Origin of the sequence: Pyrodictium occultum (assembly GCF_001462395.1) — an archaeon.
GTDB lineage: Archaea > Thermoproteota > Thermoprotei_A > Sulfolobales > Pyrodictiaceae > Pyrodictium > Pyrodictium occultum.
Genome location: NZ_LNTB01000002.1, coordinates 37,276 through 63,770, shown reverse-complemented (window position 1 = coordinate 63,770; position 26,495 = coordinate 37,276). Strand labels below are relative to the sequence as shown.

At 67.6% G+C, this 26,495-nt stretch carries 23 protein-coding genes; 11 read left to right on the top strand and 12 right to left on the bottom strand.

The window, feature by feature from the left end:
- Nucleotides 1-99 precede the first annotated feature (99 nt).
- The 6 genes from CF15_RS08165 (at nucleotide 100) to CF15_RS08140 (ending at nucleotide 10,845) form a co-directional block, all read left to right on the top strand.
- Nucleotides 100-4,200: a hypothetical protein gene (locus CF15_RS08165; protein ID WP_058371512.1), complete on the top strand. Its 4,101-nt coding sequence runs from the start codon at nucleotides 100-102 to the stop codon at nucleotides 4,198-4,200.
- A 228-nt stretch (nucleotides 4,201-4,428) separates the two neighbouring features.
- Nucleotides 4,429-5,694, top strand: a complete 1,266-nt coding sequence (locus CF15_RS08160; RefSeq protein ID WP_058371511.1) for a carboxypeptidase-like regulatory domain-containing protein — start codon at nucleotides 4,429-4,431, stop codon at nucleotides 5,692-5,694.
- Nucleotides 5,695-5,835: 141 nt separating this feature from the next.
- The gene (locus tag CF15_RS08155) at nucleotides 5,836-7,254 is read left to right on the top strand and encodes an acetate--CoA ligase family protein (RefSeq protein WP_058371510.1); all 1,419 of its coding nucleotides are present in this window, start codon (nucleotides 5,836-5,838) and stop codon (nucleotides 7,252-7,254) included.
- A 62-nt stretch (nucleotides 7,255-7,316) separates the two neighbouring features.
- A complete protein-coding gene (locus tag CF15_RS08150; RefSeq protein WP_058371509.1) occupies nucleotides 7,317-8,399 on the top strand; it encodes a potassium channel family protein in 1,083 nt (360 codons plus the stop codon).
- Nucleotides 8,400-8,443: 44 nt separating this feature from the next.
- On the top strand, nucleotides 8,444-9,913 hold the full coding sequence (locus CF15_RS08145) for a UbiD family decarboxylase (protein ID WP_058371508.1): 1,470 nt from the start codon (nucleotides 8,444-8,446) through the stop codon (nucleotides 9,911-9,913).
- Nucleotides 9,914-9,921: 8 nt separating this feature from the next.
- Entirely contained in the window at nucleotides 9,922-10,845 is a 924-nt protein-coding gene (locus CF15_RS08140; protein ID WP_236698213.1) for a UbiA-like polyprenyltransferase, read from the top strand.
- Here CF15_RS08140 and CF15_RS08135 read toward each other — a convergent pair.
- Both CF15_RS08135 and CF15_RS08130 read right to left on the bottom strand, forming a co-directional pair.
- Nucleotides 10,777-11,115: a MarR family transcriptional regulator gene (locus tag CF15_RS08135; RefSeq protein ID WP_058371506.1), complete on the bottom strand. Its 339-nt coding sequence runs from the start codon at nucleotides 11,113-11,115 to the stop codon at nucleotides 10,777-10,779. The two genes, CF15_RS08140 and CF15_RS08135, sit on opposite strands and share 69 nt — an antisense overlap.
- On the bottom strand, nucleotides 11,108-11,605 hold the full coding sequence (locus tag CF15_RS08130) for a hypothetical protein (protein WP_058371505.1): 498 nt from the start codon (nucleotides 11,603-11,605) through the stop codon (nucleotides 11,108-11,110). Before CF15_RS08130 ends, CF15_RS08135 begins: the two co-directional genes overlap by 8 nt.
- A 207-nt stretch (nucleotides 11,606-11,812) precedes the next feature.
- On the opposite strand from CF15_RS08130, the gene CF15_RS08125 reads away from it, so the two are divergent.
- Nucleotides 11,813-12,445, top strand: coding sequence for a phosphate signaling complex PhoU family protein (locus CF15_RS08125; RefSeq protein WP_058371504.1), 633 nt, complete (start codon nucleotides 11,813-11,815; stop codon nucleotides 12,443-12,445).
- Nucleotides 12,446-12,548: 103 nt separating this feature from the next.
- On the opposite strand, the gene CF15_RS08120 is transcribed toward CF15_RS08125, so the two are convergent.
- From CF15_RS08120 to CF15_RS08105, 4 genes are all read right to left on the bottom strand, one after another.
- Nucleotides 12,549-12,992, bottom strand: a complete 444-nt coding sequence (locus tag CF15_RS08120) for a DUF2153 domain-containing protein (RefSeq protein WP_058371503.1) — start codon at nucleotides 12,990-12,992, stop codon at nucleotides 12,549-12,551.
- A gap of 142 nt (nucleotides 12,993-13,134) precedes the next feature.
- Nucleotides 13,135-14,595 (bottom strand): homocitrate synthase, encoded by a 1,461-nt coding sequence (lysS, locus tag CF15_RS08115; protein ID WP_058371563.1) that lies wholly within the window; start codon nucleotides 14,593-14,595, stop codon nucleotides 13,135-13,137.
- 199 nt (nucleotides 14,596-14,794) lie between these two features.
- A complete protein-coding gene (locus tag CF15_RS08110) occupies nucleotides 14,795-15,631 on the bottom strand; it encodes a menaquinone biosynthesis family protein (protein WP_236698211.1) in 837 nt (278 codons plus the stop codon).
- Between the two features lie 50 nt (nucleotides 15,632-15,681).
- The gene (locus tag CF15_RS08105) at nucleotides 15,682-16,635 is read right to left on the bottom strand and encodes an ARMT1-like domain-containing protein (protein ID WP_168371372.1); all 954 of its coding nucleotides are present in this window, start codon (nucleotides 16,633-16,635) and stop codon (nucleotides 15,682-15,684) included.
- Nucleotides 16,636-16,869: 234 nt separating this feature from the next.
- Here CF15_RS08105 and CF15_RS08100 point away from each other — a divergent pair, with 234 nt between their 5' ends.
- Complete coding sequence (locus tag CF15_RS08100; protein ID WP_420820200.1) at nucleotides 16,870-17,628, top strand: slipin family protein; 759 nt, start codon at nucleotides 16,870-16,872, stop codon at nucleotides 17,626-17,628.
- Nucleotides 17,629-17,791: 163 nt separating this feature from the next.
- Nucleotides 17,792-18,151, top strand: coding sequence for a roadblock/LC7 domain-containing protein (locus CF15_RS08095; RefSeq protein WP_058371500.1), 360 nt, complete (start codon nucleotides 17,792-17,794; stop codon nucleotides 18,149-18,151).
- Between the two features lie 122 nt (nucleotides 18,152-18,273).
- Here the strand turns inward: CF15_RS08095 and upp are convergent, their stop codons facing one another.
- A complete protein-coding gene (gene upp, locus CF15_RS08090; RefSeq protein WP_058371499.1) occupies nucleotides 18,274-18,936 on the bottom strand; it encodes a uracil phosphoribosyltransferase in 663 nt (220 codons plus the stop codon).
- An 88-nt stretch (nucleotides 18,937-19,024) separates the two neighbouring features.
- Here upp and CF15_RS08085 point away from each other — a divergent pair, with 88 nt between their 5' ends.
- Nucleotides 19,025-20,092 (top strand): pyridoxal phosphate-dependent aminotransferase, encoded by a 1,068-nt coding sequence (locus CF15_RS08085; RefSeq protein WP_058371498.1) that lies wholly within the window; start codon nucleotides 19,025-19,027, stop codon nucleotides 20,090-20,092.
- Here the strand turns inward: CF15_RS08085 and CF15_RS08080 are convergent.
- From CF15_RS08080 to CF15_RS08060, 5 genes are read right to left on the bottom strand one after another with little or no spacing between them, the layout of a single operon-like run.
- Nucleotides 20,089-20,478 (bottom strand): hypothetical protein, encoded by a 390-nt coding sequence (locus tag CF15_RS08080; protein ID WP_058371497.1) that lies wholly within the window; start codon nucleotides 20,476-20,478, stop codon nucleotides 20,089-20,091. The genes CF15_RS08085 and CF15_RS08080 overlap by 4 nt on opposite strands.
- 57 nt (nucleotides 20,479-20,535) lie before the next feature.
- Nucleotides 20,536-22,488, bottom strand: a complete 1,953-nt coding sequence (locus CF15_RS08075) for an aldehyde ferredoxin oxidoreductase family protein (protein ID WP_236698210.1) — start codon at nucleotides 22,486-22,488, stop codon at nucleotides 20,536-20,538.
- Nucleotides 22,485-23,249: an MqnA/MqnD/SBP family protein gene (locus CF15_RS09315; RefSeq protein WP_058371495.1), complete on the bottom strand. Its 765-nt coding sequence runs from the start codon at nucleotides 23,247-23,249 to the stop codon at nucleotides 22,485-22,487. The genes CF15_RS08075 and CF15_RS09315 overlap by 4 nt, the downstream gene beginning before the upstream one ends.
- Before the next feature lie 15 nt (nucleotides 23,250-23,264).
- Nucleotides 23,265-24,428: a radical SAM protein gene (locus CF15_RS08065; RefSeq protein WP_058371494.1), complete on the bottom strand. Its 1,164-nt coding sequence runs from the start codon at nucleotides 24,426-24,428 to the stop codon at nucleotides 23,265-23,267.
- Complete coding sequence (locus CF15_RS08060) at nucleotides 24,425-25,615, bottom strand: CofH family radical SAM protein (RefSeq protein WP_083494616.1); 1,191 nt, start codon at nucleotides 25,613-25,615, stop codon at nucleotides 24,425-24,427. Before CF15_RS08060 ends, CF15_RS08065 begins: the two co-directional genes overlap by 4 nt.
- A gap of 60 nt (nucleotides 25,616-25,675) precedes the next feature.
- Between CF15_RS08060 and CF15_RS08055 the strand changes: the two genes are divergently transcribed.
- Nucleotides 25,676-26,491, top strand: a complete 816-nt coding sequence (locus CF15_RS08055; RefSeq protein ID WP_083494615.1) for a TrmB family transcriptional regulator — start codon at nucleotides 25,676-25,678, stop codon at nucleotides 26,489-26,491.
- Nucleotides 26,492-26,495: the final 4 nt, after the last annotated feature.

Genomic DNA, 26,495 nt, shown 5'->3' with positions numbered 1-26,495 from the left:
TACCAGTGTATACACCTGCAGCCATACACCCCAAAAACCCGCACCCCCTACCAGACGCGACGGCGCTAGGAAGAGGTGCGCCCATAGAGGGGCAAGACCATGAACACGCGCATAGCCTCCCTCATAGCCATGGCCCTGATACTAGCCCCCATACTGTCCCCGCTAGCAGCGACCAAGGCGGCAGCCCAGAGCTTCACAGTCGAGGTCGTGCCAGCGCCATACCTCAACTACAACATATTGTTAATCAAGGTGGAGGGCGTCCCCAGCGACCACCCGCTAGCAGTATCGGTCACACCCTACGACGCTAACGGCAACGCGCTCGCAAGGGAGCCCTACCTCCTCCTAGCAGGCTACGCCGGCGGCAACGAGTGGCACGTATTCATAGCCCTCAACAAGACCTTCGAGAAAAGGGTCTTCCCCTGGAACTACACCAACACTAGCAGCACCACCATAGGCACGGCCTCGAAGATATACAATATGAGCGAGCTGGGCATAAACATCTACACCGCTGGCAGCCTGGCAGACGCCCTCTCCAGGGTCAGCCCCGTGATAGCTCTAGAGGGTAAGGCCGTACAGAACATAACAAACATGCAGGATACCAACGGCAACAAATACAACTTCACATCGGCCAACATAGCTAGCGCCTGGCCGATAGTCAACGCCCTCAGCCCAAGCGCTAACACTGCCTACATAGAGGTCAAGATAGAGGCCGGCGACCTGGGCAGCCAGACAGTGAGGATAAACATAGGGCCTAGCAAGGCCAGGCTGCTAACCCAGGGGTACCTATACACGGCCCCCGAGAAGGTAGTAGAGTTCAGTGTAGACGACCCAACACTGCTGGCCAACCCCACAGCCGCCAACACGCTAACCTACGTGAATTCCAACGCTAACAAGGTTCTCACCAGCAATACCAGTGTCCAGGTATTCAACCTAGCCAGCGACGGCACCCCTGCTATGAAGGCAGCCGCCCTCGAGGCCGGCGCCACCAACATAAGCAGCGTGAACATAATCGCCCAGCTCTATATAAACACAACCAATAACTGGGCAACTCTGAGCCTAACGGCCAACGAAGTGCCGCAGGACGCTACCATATTCGTGGAGCTAGGCATAGCCGCCTACAATGGTACTAGCTGGTACAACCGCTCGGTATTCGCGGTACTCACTAGCGATAGGTCCAGCTTCCAGATATTCAACTGGACCAAGGTAGACCCCGGCAACACCAACGTTATCATAAAATGTGTACGCGTAACCATAGTGCCCGCAAACGTGTCGACCAACATAAACAGCTTCGAGGGCCATACCAGGTATGAAAGCGATCCTAACTACAAGGAAATCAACGTGACCTACACGCCGGAGCAGTACACGTTCATACGAGAGGTCTACCAGGAGGGTAGCGCGCTGACGTTCAAGCTCTACATGCCCGGCAGGGACGATGTGCCCAGCTACGAGTTCATAGCCGGCACCTACGCTGTGAACGACGCCCCGGTATCGATAAGCTTCACCGAGGGCAGCGGGGCCGGCAGCGGCAGCTTTGAGGTGGACGCGTTCATAAAGCTGCAGACCGGCGCGCTCAGCATACCCAGCAGCGTGAAGCCCGGTGAGGCCTTCACGATAACCCTCACCGACATCGACGCCTACAGCCCGAGCGTTGACGTGGCACTGGTGGACAGCAGCGGCAACAATATCGCTACCGCGACTGTGCAGCTTGAGCCCACGGGCACCGCCGGCGAGTTCACGGCATCCCTCAAGGTGATGCTGCCCAGCAGCAGTGGGAACGCCGGCATAGATACCTCTAACGGCGTGATCTACGTGAACAGCAGTGTGGCGAAGATAGTGGTGACCTACCACGACAAGTACTCGGTGCAGGGCACCCCCGTAGACAGGAGTAAGACGGCTGCGCTGGAGTTCTACCCGACCACTGTGAGCCTGCCCAGCACCGCTGGCCCGCTCCAGGCAGTAACAATGAAGGTGATCAGCGGCAACCTCAACCTCAACCCCAGCGCTAACGAGACCCTCTACATGAAGATAGCTGGCGACCACGCGGTGCTGCACTACGGCAGCCCCAACGGCATAACGGTAGCAGAGATATACGTGAAGAAGAATGGCAACACGCTAAACAGCACTGAGCTGAACAGGGTGTTCGTGATCAAGACGTTCTACGAGACCGGCGCCGACACCGGCACCTACAAGATACCGCTCTACCTGCGCAACCTAGACCTAAAGAACAACGACAAGATAGAGGTGGACTTCAAGGACACGCTAAACAGCAGGTGGTACAACAGCACCATAGCCATACAAGCTATAGAGGGCAAGGTCAAGGTCTACGCGGTGGCTAACGGCCAGGAGATAGCCATAAGCAAGATACCGATAGCGGCCGCCAAAGGCGCAAACGTGAGCATAACTTACACAGTAGAGGTTAAGGACAGCGACGCTAACACCGACCCAGCAAAGGTTGAGAACGCTACACTCTACTTCTACTTCCTGAAGTACGGGCAGACGAGCCCGGCGAGCATACAGGAGGTAAAGCTGCCGGAGACCGACATAGACACCGGTGACTTCAAGGGCACGCTAAGCATAACCTTCTACAGCAATGGCAGCGTTGAGATAACCCTCGGCGGTAAGAGCATAACGCTGCAGCTGAGCGACCTGCCCTACGGCAAGCTAGTGATAATGTACAACGATACAAGCGTGGACAAGAACGTGACCGTAGAGCTGCCGGTGAAGAACCCGAGCACCGCCGAGCTGACGCTCCAGCCCACGGTGGCTGATAAGCTGAGCGACAGCGTGACGATAACGCTCTACGAGCCCGACCTAGACACTATACCCGGCGCCGGCAACGACAAGCTGCCGAGCGATCTAACCTTCGGCGTGAGCTTCCAGGGCTGCACCGTGGCAACCGCCAGCATAACTGTGGCCGACCTGGAGAGCGCCGCCGGGGCCAGCTTCAATGAGGTGGCTGAGGGCAAGTTCCAGCTAACCATGCCCGCCCAGGAGCTGCTAAGGCTGATAGCAAGCAAGCTGAACGTGGAGTGCAGCAGCCTCATAGGCAAGGCAATAACCCTGAGCTACACCGACCCGGTCAGCGCTGGCAGCATATCCGGCAAGGTGTACACCGCGACCACTAGCGGCAGCTTCATGGTGCGCAGCCACACCGCGGAGCTGACGGTGACGCCGGAGAAGGTCAGCCCGTTCGGCACGGTGAAGATAGTGATCTACGACCCAGACCTCATAGGCATGAATGCGAGCTACGTACGGGGCTACCTGGCGGTATCCAGCGGTAAGACCAGCGATCTAAAGCCCTACCTGAGCACCGTGTACCCAGAGACCGGTGGCAGCGAGAACGGCACCTTCGTGTTCACGCTGAGCCTCAACGACAGCCTGGTCAACCCTGTAGACACGGTGATAGTGTCCTACACCGACCTAGTCGATGCTGACGGCCAGCAGAAGGTGATAACCAAGACTGCCAGCGTGGTCTCCGAGAACGGTACTATAGAGTTCACGCCGGAGCAGCCGGCTCCCGACAGCATGCTAACTATAGTAGTGAAGGACTTCGACGCCAACAAGGACCCGAACGCTATCGACACGGTTAACGTGACCGTGTACAGCAGCGCCATCAACGTGAGGAAGACCATAACCCTGATCGAGACTGGGCCCAACACCGGCGTGTTCACGTACACGGTGAGGCTGAGCAGCAGCCCTGCCGAGATAGGTGCCCCGAACACCATCTACGCGCCCGCCGGCAGCACTGTGTACGTGGTGTACCATGACGAGTACGGCTCCAACGGCAAGCCGGTGGACATAGTCAACAGCACCAAGGTTGCCGCGCCCACGCCGAAGGTGAGATACCCGCTGATACCCTACCCGGAGAAGGCTGTGCTGAAGGACGCCGCCACGCTGGAGAACATAAGCGTGGTGAAGCCTGGCAAGCAGGCGGTGATAGTGATACCTGTGGAGAACATCGCCGACTACGACGTGACGACCTACGTGATAGCGGTGGTGTACAAGGACGGTGCGCCGGTGGCCTACAACTACGCGATCAACAAGGTGCCGGCCAAGAGCGTGGTCGATGTGCCTGCGACGCTGCCGGTGCTGACGGAGCCCGGCACCTACACGGTGAAGATACTGTTCTGGAAGGACCTGGTGAGCATGCAGCCGCTCAGCAAGAGCGCTGTAGAGCTGACTATAACGGTTGGCCGGTAGCGCTGGCTGCAGAAGAAGGGCATGGGGGCTCGGAGAGTCTTGCCCCGAGCGCTTTTTCACATGGCCTCTACCCACTCTGGGGTTCTCCCTGTTTTTAGCCCCGGAGCGTCTACCGGCCCCAACGGGGCTCTAGATGAATGCTCTTGCGCGACGGGGGTAAACCCCTATATATTTGGGCTCTCTGTGTGCATGTAGGGTGTGAAGGGGAAGGCGAGCGGGTGAACCAGGATGAGGAGTAGGGCTGCTAAGAGGCTCGCGGGGCTAGCCGCTGTAGCGCTTGTCCTCCTAGCGGTGTCCCAGTCGATAGTGGCGCTGGCGGCGCTAAGCGTCTCGCTCAACAAGGCCAGCTTCATCCCCGGCGACACGCTCGTGGTCAGCGGCACAGCCGACCCAAACGCGGTCATAACAATAAAGATTGTGGACCCGAACGGCGCGGTCAAGGTGGCGGACCAGGTAAGCGCTGGCGGCGACGGCAGCTTCACCTGGAGCATCAGGCTGCCCGGCGACTGGCCGACCGGCACCTACCAGGTGGTGGTCAGGAACGCTGACACCGGGGAGCAGCAGACGCTGACCTTCACCCTGCAGAGCGGGGGCGAGATAGCCGGCAGGGTGGTGGACGAGAACGGCAGCCCGGTGGCGGGCGCGGAGGTGTACGTCTGCAGCGGCAACCAGACCGTCGCCGAGGCCGCCACGGGCGGCGACGGCAGCTTCACGGTGTTCGTGAACCCTGGCACCTACTGCGTGAAGGTTGAGAAGAGCGGCTACACCACCGCCACTGTCACCAATGTCAGCGTTGGGCGCGGCGAGCGCGTGAGCCTCGGCACGCTGCAGATACGGAGCCTGGAGAGCCTGGTGCGGGGCCTGGAGGCACAGGTAAACGCCAGCCTCAACAAGCTGATGGCTACACTGGAGCAGCTCAACGCCAGCGTGGCGGCGGCGGCCACCAAGGAGTATGTGGACCAGCAGCTACAGCAGCTGAGCCAGCTGCTGCAGAGCCTCGCCGAGCAGGTTAAGACCCTGCAGAGCCAGCTGGACACCAAGGCCGGCAAGGCTGACCTCGAGAAGCTGGCCGCGGAGCTGAGCGACCTAAACGACAAGCTTGGCAGCCTCGCCGACCAGCTGAGCTCCCTCCAGGGCCAGGTCGCCGGCAAGGCCGACCAGGCCGCGGTGAACCAGCTGGCCGCGAAGCTCGGCGACCTGAGCGACAAGCTGGACAACCTGAGCAGCCGCGTCGCCACGCTGGAGAAGAGGGTGGACACCCTGGAGGCCGCCACCCAGAGCATCGGGCAGCTGCAGAGCGCCATAGGCCAGCTGAAGAGCAGCATCGACAGCTTCCGCGCCACCGCGGCTAGCCTGCAGAGCCAGGTGAGCAGCGCCAGCAGCAAGGCCAGCAGCGCCTCCAGGCTCGCCCTGGTCGGCGTCGCGGCTGGCCTGATAGGCCTCATAATAGCGATCGTGGCGGTGGTGCTGGTTTACAGGAAGATAGCCGGCTGAAGCCCCCCGGGGCCCCCGGGGAGCCCTAAGGGCCCACGAGTTTTTCCCCCACCGCTCTACGCGCCTCCTACACCCCTCTCTCCCCGGCGCGCCGTTTTCAGCCCCCCGGGGCGCGGCTCTGGGCGGGGGCGTGGCCGCATCTTGAGGCCTAGGCCGCCGGCCGGCAGCGGCGTGGACGTCTTCTTCCATCCCCGCGGGGTCGCGGTGGTGGGCGCCTCCAGGCACCCGGGGAAGGTCGGGCACACGGTGCTCCTCAACCTGAAGAGGTGGTTCCGGGGCCCGGTGTACCCGGTGAACCCTCACGCCCGCGAGATCCTCGGGCTCCCCGCCTACCCTAGCCTGCTCGAGGTCCCGGACCCCGTGGACCTGGCTGTGGTGGCGGTCCCCGCGCCCCTGGTGCCGAGGGTTGTGGACGAGGCGGGCCGCCGGGGGCTGCGGGGGGTCATAGTGCTGAGCGCCGGGTTCCGGGAGGTGGGGCCCCGGGGGGCGGCGCTGGAGGAGAGGCTTGTGGAGGCCGCGCGGCGCCACGGGCTCCGGGTGCTGGGGCCGAACTGCATCGGGGTCTACTCGCCCTCCACCGGGGTGAACGCGACGTTCTTCGTGCCGGGGAGGCAGGGGCTGCCGGGCCCGGGGCCGGTAGCCTTCGTGAGCCAGAGCGGGGCGCTGGGCGCGGCGGTGCTGGACTGGGCCGAGGCCCGGGGGGTGGGGATCAGCAGGTTCGCGAGCCTCGGGAACAAGGCCGACGTGGACGAGGCGGATCTCCTCTCCTACCTCCGCGGGGACCCGGAGACGAGGAGCATCGCCCTCTACGTGGAGGGGGTTGACGACGGGCCCCGGTTCCGCGGGGCGCTGGAGGAGACCACCCCGGTTAAGCCGGTGGTGGTGCTGAAGGCGGGGAGGAGCGGCGCCGGCGCCCGGGCGGCGGCGAGCCACACGGGTAGCCTGGCCCAGAGCTACGAGCTCTACGCCGCCCTCTTCAAGCAGACCGGGGTGGTCCCGGCCTCCAGCACCGAGGAGCTCTTCGACCTCGCGGTGGCCCTGGCCCTCCAGCCCCCCATGAGGGGCGACCGGGTGGCGGTGGTCACCGTGGGCGGGGGCAGCGGGGTGGTGGCAAGCGACTGGCTGAGCAGCCTGGGCCTCGAGGTACCCGAGCTCAGCCCGGAGACCCAGGCCAGGCTCCGCCGCGTCCTCCTCCCCCTCGCGAGCACCAGGAACCCGGTGGACGTCACGGGCTCCGCCACCGACGAGCACCTGGCGGAGGCGCTCCACGTGGTCCTGGAGAGCGGGGAGGCGGACGGGATCCTCCTCATACCCTACTTCAACGTCCCCGGGATAACCGGGGAGCTGCCCGAGAAGCTGGCCCCCGTCCTCAGGAGGGCCCGGGAGGAGGGGGTCCCCGTGGTGGCCTCGGTGACCGGCGGCGCCAGGGCCTGGGGGCTGGCGAGGAGGCTGGAGGAGCTGGCCGGGGTCCCCGTCTACCCCGGCGAGGCGCGGGCCGCCAGGGCGCTCTGGGGCCTCCGCCTCTACGCCCGCTGGCTCGAGAAGACCGGGGGCCTCTAGCCCCGCAGCGGCTATGAGGGGGCCCCGGGGGGCCTGGGCCCCGGGGGAAGGGTGCCGGAGAGGTGGTGCTGGCGGCGGCCGTCGAGGCTCTCCGGCGGCTCCTGGCGAGGCTCGCCAGGAGGCTGCGCAGCAACATAATATTCGACGTGGCGCTCATAGCGATGCTGGTCTGGCTCGCCTCCGGCATCTCCTTCTCCCTGGTGGAGGGCCTGGGGCTCCAGGAGGGCCTCTACTGGGCCCTCGAGACCATGACCACGGTGGGCTACGGCGACATAGTCCCCCGCACCCCCGCCGGCAGGCTCATAGCAATGCTCACCATAGTGGCGGGGATAGCGGTCTACACCGCCCTGGTATCGATAGCCGCCGGCAACATAGTGGAGGCTGCCGAGAGGAGGAGGCAGGGCTACATAAGGTACAGGGGCGCCCGGCACGTGGTAGTCATAGGCTGGACCCCGGCCAGCGAGGCAGCGGTGAGGGAGCTGCGCAGCCGCGGCTACAGCGGCGACATAGTGCTCGTCACCGAGAAGCCCGCCGCGGTGGCGAAGGAGATAGACATAGAGGGCCTCACCCTGGTCCGCGGCGACCCCACCCGCCGCGAAACCCTGCTGCGGGCCAGCGTCCACCGGGCAGGCATGGTGGTGGTCAGCACCAACGACGACGCCAAGACGGTGCTGGTGGTGCTGGCGGTACGCGGCCTCAACCACTCCGCGAGGATAGTGGCGGAGGCCCTCCACCCCGAGAACGTGGAGCTACTCCACAAGGCCGGGGCCGACATAGTGGTGCCGACCCGCGACCTCGGCGGCAGGATGCTGGCGGCGAGCCTCCTCGAGCCCGGCGCGGCCATGTTCGTGGAGAACATATCCAGGATAGAGGAGGGCCTCATAGAGATCCACGAGATCCCCGCTGCGCCCTACGCGGGCAAGCGCTACATCGACGTGCTGCTCGAGCTGCGCCGCCACGGCATGACCCCAGTGGCGATCCGCCGCCGCGGCCGCCTCATAACCAACCCGGCCGACGACACCCTGCTGGAGAGCGACGACGTCCTCGTAGTAGTGGTCCCTACCCCGGCCGCCGGGGAGGCCGCCCCCCAGGGGGAGGCGGCGCCCAGCGGGGGCGGCGGGGCAGGCGGGGCCGGGGGCAGCTAGAACAGCCTCCAGGGAGGGGAGCCCCCCGGGGGGTGCACGCAGGGGTGCCGGCCGCGAGGGACCTCCGGGAGCTGCTCGCCCTGCTGGAGGAGAGGGGCCAGCTCCGCAGGGTGCGGGCCGAGCTGAGCCCGGTGCTCGAGATACCCGAGGTGCTCCGCCGCGTCATGAGGCGCCGGGGCCCCGCCCTCCTCTTCGAGAGGGTCCGGGGCTACCCGGGCTGGAGGGTGGCGGGCAACCTCTTCGGCACGCTCGAGAGGATAAAGCTCGCGCTGGGCGCAGAGAGGCTCGAGGAGATAGGGGAGAGGCTCACCAGGGCCCTGGCGGGCCCCCCGCCCATGGGGCTCCTGGAGAAGCTCCGGGGCCTCCGGGAGGCCCTCGACCTCGCCCGCTACGCCCCCAGGCAGGCCCGCAGGGCGGCCTTCGAGGACACGGTGCTGGAGGGCGGGGAGGCGAGCCTGGAGAGGATACCGGCCTTCAAGACCTGGCCCCGGGACGGGGGCCGCTACATAACCTTCGGCCAGGTGTACACCGTGGACCCCGCCACCGGGGTCACCAACATAGGCGTCTACCGCGTCATGGTGAGGGGGCCGAGGGAGGCAGTGGTCCACTGGCAGCTCCACAAGAGGGGCCAGCAGGCCTACCGGGAGGCCGGGGAGAGGGCCTGGGAGAGGCTCCCAGTAGCGGTGGTCGTGGGCTCCGACCCGGCGACGATGCTGGCCGGGGTGATGCCGGTCCCCTACCCGCTGGACAAGCTCCTCTTCGCCGGCGTGATGGCGGGCCGGGGGGTGGAGGTGTACCGGCTCCCCTCCGGGGTGCCGGTCCCTGCCAGCGCTGAGCTGGTGATAGAGGGCTACGTGGAGCCCGGCCGCGAGGCCCCCGAGGGCCCCTTCGGCGACCACTGGGGCTACTACGATAGGCCGGCCCGCCGCTTCCCCGTCCTCACCGTCGAGAGGATCTGGCTCCGCCGCGGCCCCGTCTACGTCGGCACGGTGGTCGGGAAGCCCCCGATGGAGGACGCCGCTATAGGCAAGGCTGTGGAGAGGATCTTCCTCCCCATCGTGAGGCTCCTCCTCCCCGAGGTGGTTGACATGAACCTGCCGGAGCACGGGGTGTTCCAGGGCATAGGGATAGTCTCGATAAGGAAGCGCTACCCCGGCCAAGCGAAGAAGGTAATGATGGCCCTCTGGGGCCTGGGCCAGATGGCGCTGACAAAGATACTCATAGTGGTCGACCACGACGTGGATGTGCACGACCTGAACCAGGTGCTCTGGGCCGTAGCCGCCCACGTGGACCCGCAGCGCGACGTGGTGGTGGTGCCGGGCACCCACACCGACGAGCTGGACCCCGCGGCCCCCTACCCCGGCTACGGGAGCAAGCTCGGCATAGACGCTACCAGGAAGCTGCTGGAGGAGAACAACGGGAGGCCATGGCCGGAGGAGGTGGAGCCCGACCCCGAGACCGCCAGGAAGATAGACCGGATATGGAGCAGCCTAGGCATAGACGCGGGGGGCTGACATGCCCATTGGCCAGGGCCGCCTGGGACCCGGGGAGGCTCTCCCGCCGCTCCCGGCTCCACGCGCTCATGAGGCTCGTGAGGATAGAGCACACCCTCTTCAGCCTCCCCTTCGCCTACGCCGGGGCTGTGCTGGCCTGCCCCCGCTGCCTGGGGCCCAGGGAGGCCGCGCTCATAGCCCTCGCCGTGCTGGGGCTCCGCACCGCGGCCATGGCGTACAACAACATAGCCGACCTGGACATCGACAGGCTGAACCCGAGGACGAGGAGCAGGCCCCTGGTGGCCGGGGCCGTGGGGCTCCGGGACGCCTGGGCGCTGGTGGCGGCGGGCTCCCTCCTCTACTACGCCTCAGCCGCCCTGCTGAACCGCTACGCGCTCCTCCTCTCCCCCCTGCTCTGGCTGGCGGCAATTACCTACCCGCACGCTAAGAGGCTCCACTGGCTCCCCCACCTCCACCTGGGCCTCGTGCTGGGCTCCGTGGTCTTCGGCGGCGCGGTGGCCGCCTACGGGGGCCGCGCCCGGGGCGCCTGGGACCTGCTCCACCACGTGCCGTGGCTCTACGTGGCGGCGGTGGCGCTCTGGGTCGCGGGCTTCGACACGTACTACGCCATAATGGACATGGAGTTCGACAGGAGCATGGGGCTCGGCAGCATACCCGCCCGGCTAGGCCCCCGGGGCGCCCTATGGGCCTCCAGGCTGATGCACGCCGCGGCAGCGGTCCTCATGCTGGCCTCGGTGCCGGCCTACGGGCTGGGGCCGGCAGCGGCGGCCGGCCTGGCGGCGGCGGCGCTGCTCCTGGCCTACCAGCACCTCCTCCTAGCCCGCCGGGGCCTCGAGGCGGTGCCCCGCGCCTTCAACACCAACCTAGCCCTGGGCCTCGCCGCCGGCCTGGGGGTGCTCGCCGACAGGCTGCTGGCGCTTGCAGGCCTCTAGCGCCCCGCGCCTCACCCGGTAGAGCCTGACCCTGGCCCCGCCTCGAGGGACCCCGCACACCCTCGCCAGGGGGCAGCGGCTGCAGGGGCACGCGGCCGCCGCGGACCCGGCTCTCTCGACGACCCCGGAGGCCTCGAGGAGCGCCAGTATAGCCTCAACCCTGCCCCTCGGCAGCCCCGTGACCGCCGCCAGGTACTCGGGCGCCGCGGCCCCGGTCCTGGCGAGCGCCTCCAGCACCCGGCAGACCTCGCCTCCCCGGGGCTCAGCCACCAGAGCCGCCCCCGCCGAGCGCCTCGAGGGGCGGAGACCCCGTGTAGCGGAGCCGGAGCCCCCTAAGCCTCTCCATGACCTTCTCGACGAAGCCGTCCAGCTCCCCGGGGTCCACGCCCCGCTCCCGGGCCAGCCGCTTCACCTCCCTCTCCACCAGCGCGTACCGCTTCAGCCTCTCATTGAGCCTCCTCCACGACACCCCGCGCAGCGCCTCCGCAAGCCTCTCGTCGAGGGGGAGCAGGCCCTCCAGCATCAGCGCGGCTATTATGGGGTAGCCCACGTAGCCGCGGAGCCTGGTGCCGTTGTCGTCGCTGTAGGCGAGGCCCCTGCCGGGGTCCACGTAGACCCGGTAGCTCCGGTCCCCCTCGCTGCTAGCAACCCTGTAGACCCTAGGGCCGAGCCTCTCGACCCTCCCGTCGGCTATCGCGCCGAGGGCCTCGAGCACCTTGATCCTCGGGGGCGCGCGTAGAACTCTTGCGTGGCCGGCCATGGCTGCTCAGCCTCCCCGGGGAGACCCTCCCCGGGGAGGCTATGAGGCTAGCGTCGTGCCTCTCGGGGATTCGCCACGATCCAGCATCAATGACGTGATTTATACACCTTCAAGCCCCGGTGGGAAACTTATGTAAAGGCCTCCAGGGCCCGGGTTCGGGGAAGAGAGCGGAGCAGGAGGACACCCGGCGGGAGGGTGGCCCCAGGGTTGACGCGCCCCATAGAGCTGGCGCTCTCCGAGATAGGCGAGCTGCTCGACCGGCTATTCGACACCGCGCTTGCATCCCTAGACACCGCTATGAAGCTGGTCTCCGGCGAGGAGAGCGACGCGGGGAAGGTGGAGAGCTACAGCAGGGAGGCTGCACGCCTCCGCCAGGAGGTTATTGAGAAGACCGTGGAGGCGCTGGCGCGCTTCCAGCCGGTGGCGAGCGACCTGCGCCGCCTTACAGCCTACATGGAGGCGTCCTACGACCTCTTCCGGGTCTCCCGGTATGCGCTCGAGATAGCCCGGCTCTACGGGAGGCTCCCCCGCAACTGCCAGGAGGTCGCCCACGAGGCCCCGGGGCTCCGCGGCAAGGTGGAGGAGATGCTCTCCACCGCCTACGTGGCGCTGCAGGCCGAGGACCCGGAGAAGGCCCGCTCCGTGATCCTCCTCGACGAGGAGGTAGACAGGGCGTACGTGGAGGCCCTCGACCGGCTCGCGGCGAGCGAGCAGCTCCCCCGCTGCGAGGTCGCCAGGGTGCTCCTCCTACGCCACCTCGAGAGGATAGCGGACCACGCCGTCTACATAGCCTCGGCGGCCCACTACGTGGCCACCGGGGAGAGGCTGGAGCCCTCCTAGAGGCCCCGTGGGGCGCTCTCCGGGAGGGCTGCCGGGGAGAAGAACCCTGAGGGGCTGGGGGGCGGGCGGCGCCCCGCGGAGCCGCAGCAGCCTACACCATCCCTTATATCATCATTGTCGGTGGACGCCTGCCGCCCATCTCCTCCTCCTCGCCCACCTGCTTAACCGTGGCCACCAGCGGGTTCAGCTTGCCCTCCCGCGCCAGCTCCTCCAGCAGGTTCCTCACGTCGCTGGTGTGCTTGATGTCTATCTCCAGCAGCTGCTGCAGCACGTTGTACATAACCTTCCACACCTCCAGCAGCATCTCCCTGGGCACATGGGCTATTATAATGGGGTCCTGGAGCCAGTTGTCGAAAGCCTTGATGGTCCTCATCATGTGCTGGAACGCCGCCCTGGTAGCCACTATTATGTCGAGCCTGTCCCCCTCCTCAACCCTCCCAGCGGTCTCCCTGAATGTGTCCAGCAGCTTCCTCTGCATCTTCACCCACTCGTCCAGCTGCTTGAGGAACGCGTAGTCTACCACACGTATCTCACCAGGCCTGCTCATACGTGGACACCTCTCTTTTAGTATTAGGCTGCGGCGCCCCCTTTAGAAGGACACTGCCGTGCATGTAGCCGCTACATTCTCCGGGAGAGGATGGAGGCACCATGCAGGGCGTTTCATAAACCCTTCCACGGGCCCCCAGGGGCTAGCCCCGGCCGGCGGCCTGGGGCCGCGCGCCGTCGCTGAGGGGGATGCGGCGGAGGACCAGCATTGTGTAGGTCTCCCGGACGCCCCGGGTCCCTCTTATAGCCTCCACCACCTGGTTGAGCTCCACCGGGCTCCGGGCGCGGACCCGCAGGAGGATGTCGTTCTCCCCCGTCACCTCTGCCACCTCCTCCACGCCGGGGATCACGCTCAGCCTCCTAGCCACGCTGGTCGTGTACACGTTTGCCTCGCACTTCACGGTGACGAGCGCCTCTATCTCCTCCGGGGGCCTGGGCCTCAGGGCGCGGCCAGTAACCTCCTCGGCTATCTCCAGCAGGTCCTCGTCGCGGAGCCACCTGGCGCCGCTCCTCCTCTTAACCTCCTGGAGGATCTTCTGCAGCTCCTCCTCGGAGACCCGCACACCCAGCCTCTCCAGCCTGGCCTGGAGCCCGCGGCGGCCGGTGTACTTGTCTATCGTGTAGTCCCTCGTCCTCCCCAGCCACTCGGGCGGGTAGGGCTCATAGGTCTCGGGGTTCCGCAGCACCCCGGCCACGTGGACGCCCGCCTTGTGGATGAACGCGTTCTCCCCCACCACCGGCGCGTTGGGGGGCACCGGGACGCCGCTGTAGCGCTCCACGAGCCTGGAGAGCTGGGGGATGAGCTTGAGGTCCACCACCTCGACCCCGTAGTGGCGCTTCAGCGCCACCGCGACCTGCTCGAGCGGGGCTATCCCAGCCCTCTCCCCCAGCCCGTTGACCGTCACGTGGATGATCGTGGCTCCCCCCTCCGCCGCCGCCAGGCTGTTGGCAACCGCTAGGCCCAGGTCGTTGTGGGCGTGGACATCGTACTCCACCCCCGGCACGTCGCGGCGGAGGCTCTCGAACAGCCTCCTCATAGCGTAGGGCGTGGCTATGCCCACCGTGTCGGCTATGGACACCCTGTCCGCTCCAGCGTCCCTAGCAGCCCTCACAGCCTCCACGAGGAAGCCGTAGTCAGCCCTGGTGGCGTCCTCAGCCGTGAACCTCACCTTCACGCCGTGCTCCCTGGCGTACTCCACCATCTCGCCTATAATGGAGAGGGCCTCCTCCCTGCTCACCCGGTGCTTGTAGCGGAGATGTATGTCGCTCACCCCGTAGAATATCGCCACCCTGTCCGGCTCCAGCGAGGCAGCCTCCTCTATGTCGCTCCGCGCCGCCCTGCTGTGGGCCACTATCTCGGCCCCGCGTATAATCCCCTCCCTCTTCAGCCCTATGATCCTCCGCACCGCCTCCCTGACATCGGGCGCGACGCTGGGGTGGCCGGCCTCAATCATAGCGACACCTGCCTGGTCGAGGAGCCTGGCTATCTCCAGCTTCTGCTCCACAGTGAAGCTCACGCCCGGCGTCTGCTCGCCCTCCCGGAGCGTGGAGTCCAGCAGCCCCACCCGGAGGCTGCCGGGCCTCTCCCCGCCGACACCGCCCAGGCAGGATACCCCGGTGCAGCCGCCACCAGCCAACTCTGCACAGCCCCCCGGAACCAGGTGCGGACCCATAGACCCGGCAGTAACGGGTTCATGGTGCCGGGGTGAAAGGAGCTACGGAGAAGAGGGGGGCGGAACCCGCACCGAGGGAGGGCCCGGGGCTCCCGGAAAAAGGCCCCCGGAGGACCACGGGGCCCGGGGGCTACACGAACTCGGGCTCCACAGGCTCAGGTATGAGGCGCTCGTCCCAGGCCATCTCGTAGAGGAGGCGGTGGGCCCTCCTCCCCTCCACGCCCATGTCCAGGGTGCGCTCGTTCACATACATCCGCACGAACCTGTCTATCTGCTCCAGGCTCCCGCTCCTAGCGAAGCCGGCTGCGTACTCCAGGGCCTCCCGGTGGTGGCTCCACGCGTACCTGATGCTCTCCTGCAGCGCCCCCCGCAGCCTCGCTGCCTCCTCCCGGCCAAGCCTCCTGGAGGCCAGGTCCACGCCCAGCGGCATCGGGAGCCCGCGGGCGACGCTGCTCCACCACTCCCAGAGGTCGAGCACCTTGACCAGCCCCATCTCACTGTAGGTCAGCTGGGCCTCGTGTATCAGTAGGCCGGCGTCAGCCTCGCCCCGGAGAACCATGCCGGGGATCCTGTCGAACCTGGCGTAGACCTCCCGGTAGCCGCCGCCCGTGGCGAGCCGCAGGAGGAGCCGGGCGGTGGTGTAGCGGCCTGGCACCGCCACCCTGGCGCCGCGGAGCCCCTGCAGCCTACCCCGGGCGACCAGTATGGGGCCGTAGCCCTCGCCCATGCTCGCCCCCGCGGTCATCAGGTAGTAGCGGTCCGCCAGGTAGGCGTAGGCGTGGGCGCTGGCAGCCGTTACCTCGACCTCACAGCCCTCCTCCACCAGCCGGCGGTTCAGGGTCTCGATATCCTCCACCAGGTGCTCGACCCGTTCGTAGCCCGGCAGCCGCACCGCCCCCTTGACGATACCGTAGAACATGTAGGCGTCGTCGGGGTCCGGGGTGTGGGCTACACGGAGGACAGCCACAGCGGCGCACGCCCCGCGGGCAGCCCGGGGCCCAGGGGGTATTGAGGCCTCTAGCCCCCGGGGCTCCTCCACTCCCGGAGCCTCTCCAGCAGCCACTCGGCCGATGCCACCACGGGCTCCGCGTGGCCCACCCTGAAGAACCTGGAGAGGGGCCCGCACTTCGCCCTGAGCATGAACACCAGGCTGGCCCCGGGCCCCGCGGCGTCGGGGTAGTCTAGGAACGCCTCCAGGTTGGCTATCCCCTTAACCAGCACCAGGCTCCCGTCGGCGAGCAGGCTCCTGGACTCCTGGGACGCCCTGGGATGGAAGACGGGGTACCTGCCCCCGGTGCTCACCACCCTCGCCCCCGGCTCGAGCCTCGCGGCCAGCTCCACGGCCTCCCTGGCGGTCACGTCCACCTCGTAGGGCTCGCCCCTGGCGACCAGGTAGAGGGGTTTGCCGGCCCTCCTGGCGAGCTCGCCCGCCGCGGCTATGTCTAGCACCGCCTCTCCCGCGTTGTCGAGCACAACCACTATCCTCTCCGAAGCCCCCAGCAGCTTCTCGACGTCGCCCTCCCCGAGCCCCAGCCATGCCGCGCGGTCCCGCAGCCCCCGGAGCAGCTTCTCCAGCCCCGGCCGGTACCCCGGCATCGGTATGTCGACGCCGTTAGCAGCGGCCATGAGGGAGAAGATCTCCCAGTCCTCCATGCCCGCCAGGTCCAGGGCCCCGAGGGCCTCGAGGACGGCGTGGCTCAGCTCCTCCCTCTTCTCACGGTACAAGTCGTGGACGCCCAGCAGCCTCTCCACATAGTCGTAGCTCTCCACGAACACGCTGGTCCTGCTCGGCCACCTGGCCACCAGCTCAGCGGCCTTAGCCAGGACCCTGGCCTCCCTGGCCCGGTCGCCCGCGACGGCCTGCAGCCTCTCGTAAACGAGGCAGGCGACACACTCCAGGGGGTCCAGGGGCTCCCTCCTCCTCACACGGACCCCGAATCCAACTAACCAGACCACCTCCGCCTGCAGCACCTAGCCTCAGGAGGGCCCTGTGGACAGTCCAAGCCCCTGCAGGGAGAGCCGGGAGGGCGCCCACCGTAGACCCAGTTAATAAAGCTAGCCGCGGAGCCGGCGGCCCGCCCTAGGAGGGGCACGTGCTTATAGCCGGGCAATCGGAGCAATATATCAGGATGCAGTGCCTTGCCGCAAGCCCAGCCCGCCCCGGCGGGCCTCGGGGAGCTCGTAGCCCTCCTCCTCGGAGGACTCATAGCCCTCATAATAATCGCCTACAGCATACGGGTGGTGAGGGAGTACGAGCGCGCCGTCGTGTTCAGGCTCGGAAGAGTCGTGGGGGTGAAGGGGCCCGGGCTCATCATAGTGGTGCCCTTCATAGACAGGGTGACGGTGATAGACCTGCGCATACACACCGTCGACGTGCCCCGCCAGAGGATAATAACCAAGGACAACGTGGAGGTCTCAGTGGACGCGGTGGTCTACTACCGGGTCCAGGACCCGCTGAAAGCCGTGCTCACGGTGCGCAACTACAACGTCGCCGTCACCCTCCTCTCCCAGACAGTGCTGCGGGACGTGATAGGGAAGAGCGAGCTGGACGACCTCCTCTCCAGGAGGGAGGAGCTGAACAAGGAGCTGCAGAGGATACTCGACGAGCTCACAGACCCCTGGGGGATAAAGGTCACAGCTGTGACCCTCAAGGAGGTGGTGCTCCCAGAGGGCATGGTCAGGGCCATGGCCAGGCAGGCGGAGGCGGAGAGGTGGCGCCGCGCCAAGATAATAGAGGCTGAGGGCGAGCGCCAGGCGGCCAAGATACTGGAGGAGGCCGCCCAGACCTACGAGAGGCACCCCGCCGCCCTCCGGCTCAGGGAGCTCCAGGCGCTCATAGAGGTCGCCAAGGAGAAGAACACGGTCGTATTCTACCCCATAACGCTCGGCGCCGAGGCGGCCTCCCTGGCGGCCCTGGGCCTCGAGGCGGGGAGGAGGGCGAGGGAGAGGCGGGAGGAGGGCTAGCCCCCCGGGTGCCCGCGGCGTGCCGGCGTGGCTCCGTAAGACCGCTGTTAAGGCTGGCGGATGGCCTGCCCGTGGATACGCTTAATTTGGCGCGGCTGTATCCTATTTGGTCTCTACTTTTTATCCTAGCCTGCTTGCCTCCCTACCCACCCGGTGGCGGCCTATGTCCTCCCCTATGAGGGTGGTGCTCACAGACTTCACCAGGATAGAGGGTGTAACAGCCGCGGCTATAGTGTCCAAGGACGGCTTCGTGATAGACTATGTGCATACGGGGGAGGCCAGCATAGACCCGGACTCGCTCGCCGCCATGGTCACGACGCTCTACGGCGCCGCCACGAGGCTGGGCGAGGAGCTGAACCTGGGCGACATAACGGACGTGATAATAGAGTATCGGAACAACTACGTCCTATTCGACGACGTGGGCGAGGCCCTGACAGTACTGGTGGCCGACCGCCGCGCCATACTCGGCAGGCTCCGCTACGAGCTGAAGAAGCAGAGGGAGAGGATAAGGAGCGCGCTCTAGCAGGGGAGGCAGGGTCGGCTGGGTAACCGCCAGGCCATCCCCGGCGGCCCGCCGGGTCGCGCTCCCCGAAAAGATCCTCATCCCCTCCCTGCCCAGCGTTTTTGAGCCCTGCCCTCGGGGGATTACTCGCCGAAGCACCGGTCCCCCGCGTCGCCCAGCCCCGGCACGATGAACCCCTTCTCGTTCAGCTCCGGGTCCACCGCTGCGGCCACCACCTGGGCTCTGGGCGCGGCCTCGAGGAGCCTCTCCACGCCCTGCCTCGTGGCTATGAGGGTGACCGCTACTATCCGGCGCGGCTCCTCCCTGGCTATCCTCGAGGCTATGCGCGCCAGGGTGCTCCCCGTGGCCAGCATGGGGTCTACGATCATCACGTCCCGGCCCGTGAGCCTCGGCAGCCGCCAGTAGGGGGTGTCCACGTCGAATATCATTCTGCCGCCCTCCATCCTGCCTGTCTCCTCCAGCCTCGAGGCCGCCACGAAGCCCAGCTGGGCCCTCGGGTAGAGCCTGGCCGCTCCCAGGGCCATCGGCACAGCGGCGCGGAGCACCGCGACTATGACTAGCTCCTCGTCCGCCACCCTGGCGCCGGCGGCGCGGGCGCCGAGCGGGGTCTCCACCTCCTCGACCCTGGTCTGGAGGAGCCTGCCTGCCTCGTAGCCCAGGAGCAGCCCGGCTGTCTCCAGCAGCTCCCTGAACCTGTGCCTCGGGGTCCTCCTGTCCCGCAGCTCCAGCAGGACCCCCTGGAGCGCCGGGTTATCCACCACGTGGAGCCTCTCCTGCCGGGACACGCTGCTGCCCAGGGGGCCGGTGCCCAGGCCGCTGAGCGGGTTATTAACCGATGGCCCCGGGGCGTGTGGCGGGAGGGTGCTGGGAGCGGTGCCGGTCCGCGTGAAGCCCTGGCTGGAGGAGTTCCGGGGCTACAGCCCCCGCAGCTACCGGGGCGTAAGGGCCCGCCTCGACCTCAACGAGTCCCCCTACCCCCCGCCCGAGAGGGTTGTGGAGGCGGTGGCGAGGGAGGCGGCCCGGGGGAACAGGTACCCGGAGGCAGAGATGCTTGAGAGGCTGGCGGGGCTCCTATCCAGCTACACCGGGGCCAGGCCCGAGCAGATAGTGGTCGGCCTCGGCGGCGACATGGTGCTGGAGAAGGCTTTCCACCTCGTGCTCGCGCCCGGCGGCAGGATGGCGGCGCCCCGGCCCTCCTTCAGCATGTACGAGGTCTACACCCGGCTCCAGGGCGGCGAGCCCATCTGGGTGGAGCTGGAGCCCGCCGGCGGCTGCTGGAGGCTGGACTGGAGCCGCTTCTCCGAGGCTGCGGCGGGCTCCTCGCTGGCCGCGCTGGACAACCCCAACAACCCGACGGGCAGCCTCCTGGCCCCTGGGGAGGGCGAGCTGGCCGAGCTGCTCGAGAGGCTCTCGGCGAGGGGCGCGCTCCTCATCCTGGACGAGGCCTACTACGAGTTCAGCGGGGTAACCTACGCTGGGCTCACAGAGGCCTACGATAACCTGCTCGTAGTGAGGACGCTGAGCAAGGCATTCAGCCTCGCCGGGCTCCGCATCGGCTACGCCATAGCCCACCCCAGGCTGGCCGAGAGGCTCCGGAGCATCATGCCCCCCTTCCTCCCCCGCACCAGCGTAGCGGCGGCGATAGCGGCGCTCGAGGACCCGGGCTACGCCAGGAGGGTGGCCGACACGGTGCGCGGGGAGAGGGAGTGGCTAGCCTCCATGCTCCGCAGGCTCCCCGGGGTCAGGGTGTACTGCTCCTACACGAACTTCCTGCTCGTGGAGACCCCCGTGGAGGACGTGGTAGAGCGGCTGGCCGAGCAGGGGGTGGCGGTGCGCCGCGTCCCCCTCGGCAGCAACTGGCTGCGGGTGACCGTGGGGACGCCCGGGGAGAACAGGGTCTTCCTAGAGGCCCTCTCCCGGCTCCTCCAGGGCCAGGGCTAGCCCCCGGCCCGGGAGCCGGCGTAGCAGACGGCCTCCACCATGCTGTAGGCCAGGTCAACCAGCATGGCCGCCAGCTCGCCGGCCTCCCCCTCCAACCTCGGGAGCCCCTCCAGCCGGAGCGAGAGCCCGTAGAGGCTCCGCTGGAGCCTCTCCAGCACCTCCCCCGCCACGCAGCGGCCGCTCCACCCCGACTCCCCGCAGCCCCCTATGCAGGGCTCCACGGCCCCCGAGAGGGCCCCAGCAGCCCTCCGGAGAATCCTGGCGAGCCCCCCGCCCTTGCCCCGGCCCTTGCCGAGCGCCTCAGACGCCTCCTCCAGCGCCGCGAGGGCAGCGCCGCAGCCCGCGGCCAGCGCCTCGATGCACTGGCTCAGCCCGCCCCCCTGCAATGCCCTTGCCGCCCCGGGGCCGGGGGAGGGCGGGGGCCAGGGACTTAAAACAGCCGCCTAGGAGACTATGTAGAGGAACTCGTTGAGGCCGAGCCTCTGCAGGGTCTCGGGCAGCGGCTTGCCGTCCTCCCAGCCCCTGAGCTTGTAGTACTCCGGCAGGTAGGCCTCCAGGGCCTCCTTCGCGGTCTTGCCCCGGGCGGGGCCGTCGGGCAGCGGCTGCTCGAGGAGCCTCTTGGGCAGGTAGTCCCTGTAGCCCTGGCCCTCCCTGACGGCGAAGAGCCTCTCCACGTTGTATATCCTCTCGCCTATGGTTAGCAGCTCCTCGGCCGTGAAGTCCTCCCAGCCGGTGGCGGCGCGTATCAGCGGCACATAGTCCTCGGGCCCGGTGGAGAAGGTGTAGAACTTGCACACCACCATGCTGTCTATGGCGGCGAAGAAGTCCTGCTGGAACTTGACCAGCTGCACCTTCTCCAAGTCTATCTTCAGCGGGTCGGTCTTCTTCGGTATGCCCAGCACTTCGAAGCTCACAGCGTAGGCGCGGAGGTGGCAGCCGCCGCGGTTTGAGGTGGCGTACGCCAGGGCCATGCCGTTGATAGCCCTCGGGTCGTAGGCCGGGAGCTCGAGCCCCCTAACGTGGACCGCGGAGTCGGGGCTGCCGAAGGCCTCGGTGAACCTCGCCGTCCCCTCGGCCAGGTAGTCGCCTATCCCGTCCCGGTACGCGGTCCTCCAGACCAGCTCTATCACGGCGTCCGCGTTGCCCCAGGTGGGCTTTATGTCGCCGAGCAGGCTGAGGAGCTTCTCGGCCTTGTCCTTGGGCAGGGCGCCGTTAAGCGCCTTCTCGTAGAGCTCCATGAGGGCTGCGACGGCGTTGCCGAAGCTGATAGTGTCTATGCCCATGTCGTTGAGCAGGTAGTTTATCTTTATCAGGGCCTCCATGTTGCCTATCATCGGGTTGGCCCCGTTGGCCCAGATGGTCTCGTACTCGGGGCCCTTGCCGACCGGCGTGTAGTAGGGGCCCTCCTTCACCTCGGTGATGCGGGAGCAGCGTATCATGCAGCCCCAGCAGCCGCTGTTCTTCTTGAGATACTTCTCGGCCATGTACTCGCCGCTTATCTCGTAGGCCTTCTCGAAGGTGCCGCGGGTCCAGTTCTTGGTGGGCAGGGCGCCGTGCTCATTGATTATGTTGACCAGGACGGCTGTGCCGTACTTCCTCAGGCCCTGGCTGACCGGGTTGGCCTCAACCTTCTCCATGAACTTCTTGGCGGCCTTGAGGAATCCCTGGGGGTCGACCGGCTCTATCTTCCTGCTCCCGTAGGCAAATATGGCCTTGACCCTCTTGCTCCCCATAACCGCGCCGAGCCCGGTGCGGCCGGCGGCGCGGCGGCTATCGTTTATCAGCGCCGCTATCCTGGCCAGGTTCTCCCCGGCCGGGCCTATCGCGAGCACGCTGCCCTGGCTCGTGTCCTCCATCTTCATGAACTCGCGTATCCTCTTCTCCGTGTAGACCACGCCCTTGCCCCAGAGGGGCCGGGCGTCGTGGAACTCCACCTCCCCGTCAACGATGCTTATCCAGACTGGCTCCTCGCTGACCCCCTCGAGTACTATGCCGTCGTAGCCGGAGAAGCGGAGCCAGGGCCCGAACTTGCCTCCGGCGTTGGAGTCTCCGAGGATCCCGGTGAGCGGGCTCTTGCCGACCGCGTGGTAGCGGCCGTTCCCTATCCTGGTGTCGCCCACGGCCATGCCGGTCAGGGGCCCGGTGAGGATGTAGAGCCTGTTATCCGGGCCCAGCGGGTCGGCTCCCCGGGGGATCTCCCGGAGGGCCAGGTAGGCCCCGAGGCCGCGGCCGCCGAGGAACCGGCGGAGGGTCTTCTCGTCGACGCGCTCCTCCCTGGCCTTCTGGCTCCAGAGGTTTACACGGAGGAGCTTGAACTCCAAGGAGGGCTGCACCGGCGGGTTACGCCGCGCGGCGGAGGTATTTCTATCCTTCTCGCCGCAATCAATAACTATCAATGGTTAGAGAGACTGTAGACCCTTCCACCCTGGGCCTTGTGGAGGGCCTCCCTCAGGAGACGGAGCGCCCCGGCCAGCGCCCCGGGGTTGTAGTCGAGCCGGACCAGCCGGTGGTACCTCTCCGCCTCCCGGGGCGGCAGCCCGGTGACCCGGGCGGTGGCCTCCGCGTCGCCCCTCCCGGGCCGGGGCCAGGGCGGGGAGCCGAGGACCCCGGGGCACCCCCGGCCCCGGGCGACAGCGGTGGCGGCGTAGACGGGGCTGATCCCGAGCACGTCGCGGACCAGCTCCCCGAGATCGGCCACCACGTGGAGGCCCCGGGCCCGGGCGGCGAGGGCCTCGTCGCCTATCACCAGGGCGCAGGGGGCTGCCCGGAGCAGCCGGTAGGCGCTCGTCGCGCTGAGGCGCAGCAGCCGGGGCCGGAGCCCCATGTTCTCCAGGGCGAGCTGGAGGTAGAGGATGCTCGTCCTGGTCTCCCCCGTCACGGCTATCCTATCGCAGCCCCCCAGCCTCCTGGGCCCCCTGGAGAAGACGGCGACGCTCATGGTCTCTGCCTTGCTGTACACCATGGGGCCGGGGCAGCAGCGGAGCCCCTCCCCAGAGGCGAGGAGCCCGAGCGGCGCCATGCCGGCGTCCGCGGCTCCTCGGCGGAGCAGCTCAGCGGCCTCCGGGGGCGCGGCGATGTAGACGGCATAGCCCCTGCCCAGCAGCCAGCGGCGCAGGGGCGCGGCGTAGCGGTGCTGCGGGGCGGCGTAGACAGGCAAGCCCTCCGGCCCTCCCTAGGCGAGCCACGGGAGCTCCAGGGTATTCACCCTCTCCAGGTAGTTGTAGAAGGTGTCACGGAGCCAGGGCTCCCATCCCGCCTGGCGCAGCATGTAGGCGAGCTCCCCGGGCTCCTTCCCCCCGGGGCCGCCGCCGGCAGCGGTTATCACCGCCTCCCGGTAGAACGTGCCGCCGAGGTCGTTGGCGCCGTGGGCCAGGGCGGCCTGCGCCAGCTTGTCCCCCATGCTCACCCAGTAGGCTACAATATTGTCCACCGCCCCCAGCAGGGCGAGCCGGGCGGCGGCCACTATCCTTAGGTCGTACTGGCCGTCCAGCCTGGCCCGCTCCCTGTAAAGCCTGCTCCTCCCCAGCGGGGTGCTCCCCGGGTTGAAGCGGACGGGTATGAAGGATATGAAGCCCGGCGCCTTCTCCTCGAGCAGCCGCACCCGGTAGATGTGGCGGGCCACGTGTATAGGCTCCTCCACGTGGCCATACATCATTATCACGTTGCTCCTTATCCCGAGCCTGTGGGCCTCCTCGTGCACCCTGAGGTACTCCTCCGGGCCCGGCTTCAGTGGCGCTATCAGCCTCTGCACCCCCTCGTCGAGTATCTCTGCGCCCCCGCCGCTGAGCGCGTCGAGGCCCAGCTCCCGCAGCCTCTCCAGCACCTCGCGGACACGGTGCCCCGTGCTCCTGGCTATGAAAAGTATCTCCTCCGCGGTGAAGGCCTTCAGCGCCACCCTGGGGGCAGCCCTCTTCACGGAGGATACCAGCTCCTCGTAGTAGCTGAAGGGCAGCTCCGGGTTGTTGCCGCCGACCATGTGTACCTCGACTATGCCCAGCTCCTCCGCCGCCCGGCGCACAGCCCCGGCTATCTCCCCCGGGCTCCTGGTGTAGGCCTCCGGGCTGCCGGGGAGCCTGTAGAAGGCGCAGAAGCTGCACCTGGTGACGCAGACGTTGGTGTAGGTTATGTAGAGGTTCTTGGTGAAGCTGCCCCGGCCCCTCTTCAGCCTCCGGGCGTAGTAGTCGGCCGCGGCTGCCAGCGCGTGGAGCGGCGTCTTGGCCACCAGCTCCTCTATCTCCGGGGGCTCTAGCCTGTCTCCGTGGATCGCCTTCTCCAGCGCTGGGGAGCCCTCCTCCTGGGCCAGCCTCTCCAGCCACCTCGGGGGCTCGAGGCTCACGCCGCCGCACCCCCCGCCCGCGGCTCGGCCTCGGCGGCCTCCCGCCCTGCTATGGGCCGGTACCAGTTGTCGCGCTCGTAGGGCTCGTAGCCGGCGCCCCGTATGACCCGCTCGATGCTCCTCCTCACCAGGAGGGGTAGGGGCACGCCGGCCGCAGGGAGGACGCGCTCCCCGTAGAGGGTGCCTCCCCAGTCGTTAGCGCCGTAGTCGAGCGAGACCTGGCCCAGCCTCTCCCCGGCGGTGAGCCAGCCGGCCTGGATCCAGGGGATCTCGTGGCGGAACACCAGCCTCGCCACAGCCACGCTGCGGAGCAGCTCGGTGCCGCCGGCGGGGTAAGGGATCTCCCTGCCCAGCTCGGTGTTCCCCGGCTCGAAGTTCCAGGCTATGAAGGCCATTACCAGGCCGCGGCGCCTCTGCAGCTCGAGCAGCCTGAGGAGGTGCTCGGCCCTCTCCCAGAGGGTCTCCACGTGCCCGTACACCATGGTGGCGCTCACCGGGACGCCCATGGCCATCACGGTGTCCATGACCTGGATCCAGCGCTCCCCTGTTATCTTCCTCGGCGAGATGAGCCCCCGGACCCTCTCGCTCAGTATCTCCGCTCCCGCGCCCGGCACGCTGTCCAGCCCGGCCTCCCGCAGCCTGGAGACCAGCTCCCGGAGGCTCATCCTGCTGGACCTGGCGAGCCATTCCAGCTCCACCGCGCTGAGCCCATGGATGGCCACCTCCCCCCGGGTGGCCGCCTTGATGCCGCGGAAGGCCTCCTCGTAGTACTCCAGCGGTATCGAGGGATCCACGCCGCCCTGGAAAAGCACCTGGCGTATCCGGTACCTCCTCCAGTGCTCCTCCACCATGGCGGCGGCGCGGCGCGGGGGGATGCGGTAGGCGTCGGGGCTCCCGGGCCTCCGGTAGAAGGCGCAGAACCTGCAGCCCACCACGCAGACATTAGTGTAGTTGAGTATCATGTTCACTATGTAGCCCACCCTCCTCCCGGTGATAGCGTCGGTCACCGCGCGGGCCAGGCCGCCCAGGAGCCAGAGGGGCATACGGTAGAGCTCCACCACGTCCCCCGGGCCAGCCCTGCCCTCCAGCACCCTCTCCACCGGCGCCGCGTAGCCCAGCTCCTCGGCCACCCTGAGGAGCCTGGCAACCCCGGGCAGCTCCAGGTAGCCGCGGGGCCTATGGGGCATCCAGGGCCTGGCCGTGAACCACCACCCGGCGGTGGTTCCAATGCAGCGGCCTTATAACCCGTGGCCCGGGTGCAGCGCTCGGCGGCACAGCCGCGGGTAAGGCGGGGCTTGAGGGACCTCGAGGAGAGGCTCAGGAGGCTCCTAGGCCTAAGCGGCTACGAGGCCAGGGTATACCTCGCCGTCCTCCAGGGAGCCACGCGGCCCAGGGAGATAGCGGAGGAGGCCAACGTGCCTCCCCAGAGGATCTACGACGTGCTCCGCAGCCTCCAGCGCCGAGGCCTGGTGGCCCAGACGGGCGACGGCTACCAGGCGGTCCCTCCCTCCCGCTCGCTCCTCGTCGAGGCCGAGAGGCTACTAGCCGAGGCCTCCGAGAAGGCGGAGGAGCTCAGGAGGCTGGCCCGGGAGCTTGAGAGACGCGTCGCCCACGCGGCCAGGGAGTACGTGGCCGTCGAGGAGGGCGTCCACCGGGCCGTCGCGGCCGCCTCTGCCGCGCTCGAGGAGTGCGGGGAGAAGCCCTGGATAATGGCGTACAAGGCGGCCGAGAAGGCTGTGGAGCTGCTGCCGGTCCTCCAGCCCCTGCTCAGCCTGCTGGCGGGGAGGGGCGCCCGGGTCATAGTCTACCGGGGCGCCCGGGTCCCCGAGGAGGCGCTCCAGCAGGTCGGGAGGCTGCCGGGGGTCGAGGTCAGGGTCTCCGACGCCGTCCTCCTAGACATGATGGTGGCCTGCGACACGGTGGTGATAGGCGCCCCCGGCAGGGCTGGGAGCGTGGTGGCCGTCGTGGCTGTCAACCAGGGGTTCGCGGACGCGCTGAAGAGGAGGATCGAGGCTATATGGAGGGACTCCGAGCCCCCGCCCGGCGGGCCGGCTAAGCCCTAATCCA